Source organism: Pedobacter sp. (genome assembly GCF_035566355.1).
Lineage (GTDB): Bacteria > Bacteroidota > Bacteroidia > Sphingobacteriales > Sphingobacteriaceae > Pedobacter.
In genome coordinates, this window is the sequence record NZ_DATMRL010000676.1 from 1 (window position 1) to 5603 (window position 5603).

Below are 5603 nucleotides of genomic sequence, written 5' to 3' on the forward strand. Positions count from 1 at the left end.
TCAAACTTCACATCGTTATTTAAGATCACAAACAGCAGCGTGACTTTGCCTGATTCGCTTTCTAAAACCAGATGCCCTTCGCTCCATTCTTCTCTACCGCGCAGTCGATGGACTGATCCTTCGACTCTAAGGAAATGGCAAATCTCCCCAAACGCTCTGTAAAACCGAGCGGTTGCTTTATCGGTCAAGTTTAAATCGTCTGCCTCGATATGGAAATCATCGACGTTGAAGGCCGGAAACTTAGCCCATACCTGAACAGCTTTGGTCGCAGCAAGAGCGAACACCGCTTTACTCTCAAGTCTCCCCATGACAATCCCCCTGACTAGTTGGAATAACTGACACGAGTCTGAACACAAAATTCTGTCCAAACTTATATTACCTATTCTTATGGAGTTTTATGACTCTGCTCGTACCCAGTTTATCAAATCCGCCTGACTTTGGCTATCATTGATTCCAATTAGCCTCACTTTAGAATGAGCACAAAGGAATATGCAATGCGGGTGCAATGATACGAAAAATGATTAAATTAAGCCAAAAATATCAAAAAATTATAGGTTTTTTCCAACAATAGAGAGATTGCAATCTTCAGATGTCTACGAGCAAATGCTAAAATCTGGTGAAAATATTTCATTAGTTACCTTTAAAAGAGCATTATCGGGATAGTGCGAGACGACAGGACTGCAATTATCGAGATAAATGGGAATTTGCGCCTTCCTGAGTTCGTGTTACAAGGTTTAAGTCTTGTTTAGAAATTTATGTAAAAAGTCGCCTGTAACTTTGGTCGGTGAAGTATGTTTCTCTTTTTGTTCCTTCACTAATTTACGAAGCAAGACTAAGTGAGGAATAGACGCTAGAAAACCCATTTCTTAGGCTTTTTACCAACTACTACTAGTTTCATATAAATTAGTAGACTTTTAGTAATCTATATGCTAATATTAGTAAATACACTACTAACTAGTAGAAAACTAGTAGATTATTAGTAATCTAAAAGGACAAAATATGTTCAAGATGATAAAACCGCCAGAATGGATGAAAATAATTTCATCAGGGGAATTATTTGAAAAATTTTTAAAATCTCAAGAATTAAATAGTCTGATTAAACACGCAGAAAGAGACTATGTTTATTGGGATAAATTTAAACACTATCCTTTGCCTAAAGGATTTAATCATGAACAGGCATGGGCGTATTTGAAATTTTCAAGGTTAAGTAATAGAGATTTTACTCCTGTCAGAGATGTAGATGATAAACCTTTTGCATATACAACAACCAAAACGATGTATGAACAATTAAGTAAGATAGATAAAAATACTAGCGGATATTTATGGTCTGATTCTCAAAAGCCTACAATAACAGAAAAAAATCAACTTATCATCAGCAATCTAACTGAAGAAGCTATTGCTTCTAGTCAGATTGAAGGTGCTAACACATCTAGAAAAGTAGCAAAACAAATGTTGCTTTCTGGAAGGAAAGCTAGGAATAAAGATGAACAAATGATAATAAACAATTACCAAGTTATGCAAAGATTAATGGATTGGAAAGATTTGGATATAAGTCTTGAAATGCTTATTGATATTCAAAAAAATATAACCCTAGATACTTTGGAAGATGTCAAAGATGAGGGTAGATTCCGAGAAGATAGCGATGAGATAGCGGTAGTTAACAGAACGACTGGTGAAACAGTATTTGATCCGCCGCCCAAAAAATTTATACATGCCGAATTAAAAAGATTAATAGACTATGCTAATAAAGATAAGTCAGAAGAAGATTTTATCCACCCTGTTGTCAAAGCTAGCATATTACATTTTTGGTTAGCATATTTACATCCTTTCATCGATGGAAATGGTAGAACCTCTCGTGCGATATTTTATTGGTATCTTTTAAAACATGATTATTGGATGTTTGAATATTTATCAGTTTCAAGGATAATTAAGAAATCGAAAAAGCAATACGATAATGCTTTTCTTCATACCGAATATGACGATAATGACTTAACTTACTTTCTGTCTTATAAGTTAAAAACCATACTCAATGCAATTTCAGATCTTAAGGCGCATTATAAAGAAAAAATTGAAAAAGATCGGATATTATTACAATTGGCAGATAAGCTGGGTGATTTTAATGAGAGACAGATTTCATTGCTACAATACTTTAATAATAACAGAGATCAAAGAATTGACGTGAAGACTCATCAAAATAAATATAGGGTTGCTTATGAAACAGCGAGAGCCGATCTGATGTTATTAGTTAAAAAAAACTTCCTATCTCAAGTTAAAAGTAAAAATAAATATGTGTTTATACCTAATACGGTTGAGATAAAAAAGATTTTTAGATCCAATAAATAGCGATTATACTTTTCTATGTTACTAGGATGATCTAAATAAGCTTCCACAATAATCTTTGCATCTACGTCTGGAAATTTCGACAAACAATAACTGGTTTCCGCCATCAACTAAGGGTTATTCCAATCACTCAAGCTGGTTTGGCTAAAGGCATACGACGGAGAAATTGGTTGGCCATCTCGCCATAATGCAAAATGTAAGTGCTTACCTGTCGCCCAGCCGGTACTCCCTTGCATAATACGAACGTAGAAAAAAACTCAATCAAATAAAAAATTTATAATTAGATTAGTGTCTCGGATTAATCAGACTGATCTTGAATTTTTTTAGATAAGCCATAAGTATCTCCATGGCTAAGTAAACCAATATATGACGCCATTGTAGCATCTGAATGGTTTTCTTTTATTTTTCTAAACATTCTTCTTTTCGTCGATGTCCTTGGAATCCTATGATGAGGAAAATGAATCCAGCCTAAGAAATCTATTCCGGAAGCTAAGGTTTTGATAAACACTTTATTTGGATGAAGCGATAACTTAAGACGTGATTGCAGAAATACTGATATTTTTGGTAATATAGTTTCCAAATATTTTTTGCTCTCATGCAATATAACAAAATCGTCTGCATATCGGGCACAATATTTTATCTTCAACTCTCGTTTCAGATAGTGGTCAAATTCGTTCATATAAACATTTACTAGAAGTTGACTTGTAAGGTTGCCTAACGGCAACCCAGCTTTAGATTTTTCCTTTGTATGGAAGCTTTGGATAATCCGAGTCAGAAGCCAGATAACATCTTCGTCTTCGATCTGGCGCTTTAGAATATTGATCAGAACTGAGTGATCGATATTTGCAAAAAATTTTTTAATATCGCACCTCAAAACCCATACAGTTTGAGTATGGTTACGAGAAACCTTTCGTGAGTATTCCCGAAATCGGTTTATTGCTCGATGTGTGCCTTTGTTTCGTCTGCAGGAAAAAGAATCGAAAATAAATTTAGAATCAAAATAAGGATATAAGATCCTGTATAAACCTTCGGTTTTCCCTTTTAAGTTTTTATCAGTCACTTTGGATGATTTTTTTATTACCATCTTCTGCGCGGCCGTAAGCCGCTGGGATTTAGCCGAGCTAAAAATAAAATAATATCTCAACCGTTGACCATCACCGCCAGCGCCACTCATTACCATAAAAGTTTCTTCCTGATCCAGCAACTCCCCTCCCAAATGAGCAGCACATTCCTGCAAACATAACTCTACCCATTTTTGCAGCTGCTTATCCGGCTTCTTTAGATATTTTAGCAATAATTTATAAGCTTGCTTAGTTCCGCTATGGGCAAGCATATAGAGCAGCTTTTTCTTTTTATCCGAACCAGTCTTCTTCAAAAATAACCTCTCGCTTTGAATCAATAAAACATCCTCCGGTAACTCGTGGCTGTCGACAATATTGTGATACCGAATATACTCTCGCTGGATATCCAATGAGAGCGGTTTTTTAGATTTATTTCCCAAAATTATCTCTTTCATAAGCGCTCACTAATATTAACGAATGTTAAGACCAAAAAACTTCCTTAAAAACTTTGACTTCTGATCGTAGTATTAAATAACACCAAACGACCATGTCTTGCTAGCGGGATGCTATTTTAATAAATCATCAAGTTCACAAGAAAGTAAAGCTGATTTGTTAAGCACAATTTGTTCTTTCTGGTTTAGATTGTCTGCAGTCATGCGAATAACTTTTGTGACAATATTATCGCCGACCATTGTTCGGTTGATTTTTTTGAAATACTTTTCGGTCTTCTGATAAAACAAGGTTGCATACTGCTTGAGCTTGCCCTGCGGCGCTGGGCGGCTACTCACCCCATTACTGCTAAATTCTATTTTGTCTTCGAGTGTTTTATCCGGCTCAATAGTCAGGTCACCCTCACGAAAAGTAATCCAATAATCGCTTAAATTATATACAATTCGGATCTGCTGGCCGTCTTCTGTTTTATATTCATACAAAAAGGAAAAAACATCGGTGTTAAAATTCTGATATATTCCAACGCTCTTTAGCTCGGTCACAGTGCGAATTTTGTAATCATCGAGTAGTCGTAGATAGCCCTCCCGCCAGTTCTTAAGCCAGCTTTCAATAAAATTTCTATCGAGAAACAAGGGCAAAAGATCCTGTTTAAGGTTCTCATCGCTTACTTTGTTCATCTGAAGCGTTAGCTTATCAAAAAGCACGCGTGGATCTTTTACATCAATGCCTTTTGCAATTAGGTAGTCAAAATCAGGCACCACTTTTTTATTCATATACCAGAGCAGGTCATAAATATCTCGTCCTTTTTCTTCGTAAGTAGCTGCGCCTATGCCGCGAGTGCCGCGCAAGAAAATAGCTGCCAGTTTGCTTGACATTAGCGATGACATATTGTATGTAAGAATCACAAAGGACAACTGGTCGCGGTTTATCGGCCTGCGATCAGTAACTGTTTTTGGAGCCACAAAATGATTAAGATCGATTTTGACATGCACCTGCTGTGATGCGGATCCGGAGGCTAATTCTGGGCCGATGTGAAATTTTAGCAGTAATCCCCTGCCCGTGGTAACCTTTATCGTCAGAAAATCGGCTCCGGCACCATAGGTGTTGTTAAAATAATCCTCCACTTCCTTTTTGAATTCTTCCAAAAATTTTTCAGTTACCGCATGGGAAATCTCAAAATCAAGGTCGACTGACATCCTATCAAGCCCGTGGATAATTCGAAGCGCGCTGCCACCATACATAATCCAGTTATTGTATTCCGGATGCTGGTAAATAAAATTGAGGACATAAAACTGCAGCTCTTCTTTAAGGGCATTGCGCCGTGTTTCTGCGTCGATGCTGCCAAGGGCGTTTAGGTCATCGAGCTTTCTTTTTAAAATTGTTGTGATCTGTTCACTCATGGAAGTAGTTGTTAATTATTATATTAAATTTTTCCTGCTCTTCTTTGCTCATTTCCTCTATATCTATTCGTAATTCGGAAACCATTGATTTTATTTTATCGGGAGAGAGACCGCGGAACTGGCGTGTTCTAAAATACAGCAAGTCAAACAATGCCTTAGAGGGTGAGGCGATATAAAAATTAAATTTTCCTTTTACAAGTGAAAAGTCGGAAAACAGCTGCTTATTAATTGACTGATACGCGAAGCTGCCTGCTTTGGTCTGATAATCTCTTGTCACTTTTGGCGTGACCGAGGTGATGGAATGTATTGATTCTGTAGCGAGATTATAATACTGGAGTGCTGCCCAAGAGCT

The 5603-nt window shown here is 36.7% G+C and carries 5 protein-coding genes; 1 reads left to right on the forward strand and 4 read right to left on the reverse strand.

The window, feature by feature from the left end; translation table 11 throughout:
• Positions 1-308 (reverse strand): hypothetical protein (locus tag VNZ46_RS26640; protein ID WP_325564286.1); only part of this gene is annotated, 308 nt, incomplete at its 3' end.
• Positions 309-1008: 700 nt separating this feature from the next.
• Here VNZ46_RS26640 and VNZ46_RS26645 point away from each other — a divergent pair.
• The gene (locus VNZ46_RS26645; RefSeq protein ID WP_325564288.1) at positions 1009-2343 is read left to right on the forward strand and encodes a Fic family protein; all 1335 of its coding nucleotides are present in this window, start codon (positions 1009-1011) and stop codon (positions 2341-2343) included.
• 295 nt (positions 2344-2638) lie between these two features.
• Here VNZ46_RS26645 and VNZ46_RS26650 read toward each other — a convergent pair whose 3' ends face one another.
• The 3 genes from VNZ46_RS26650 to VNZ46_RS26660 all read right to left on the reverse strand — a co-directional run.
• Positions 2639-3856 carry a reverse transcriptase/maturase family protein gene (locus VNZ46_RS26650; RefSeq protein WP_325564290.1) on the reverse strand — a complete coding sequence of 406 codons (1218 nt, stop codon included), beginning with the start codon at positions 3854-3856 and terminating at the stop codon, positions 2639-2641.
• 111 nt (positions 3857-3967) lie between these two features.
• On the reverse strand, positions 3968-5251 hold the full coding sequence (locus VNZ46_RS26655) for a nucleotidyl transferase AbiEii/AbiGii toxin family protein (RefSeq protein WP_325564292.1): 1284 nt from the start codon (positions 5249-5251) through the stop codon (positions 3968-3970).
• The coding region (locus VNZ46_RS26660; protein WP_325564294.1) for a hypothetical protein at positions 5244-5603 on the reverse strand (360 nt) is incomplete at its 5' end. The genes VNZ46_RS26660 and VNZ46_RS26655, both read right to left, overlap by 8 nt.

What these genes read in the sequence shown, in the direction of transcription:
- VNZ46_RS26655 (WP_325564292.1), bottom strand. Translation starts at nt 5,251, where the DNA reads ATGAGTGAACAGATCACAACAATTTTAAAAAGAAAGCTCGATGACCTA.
- VNZ46_RS26650 (WP_325564290.1), bottom strand. Translation starts at nt 3,856, where the DNA reads ATGAAAGAGATAATTTTGGGAAATAAATCTAAAAAACCGCTCTCATTG.
- VNZ46_RS26645 (WP_325564288.1), top strand. Translation starts at nt 1,009, where the DNA reads ATGATAAAACCGCCAGAATGGATGAAAATAATTTCATCAGGGGAATTA.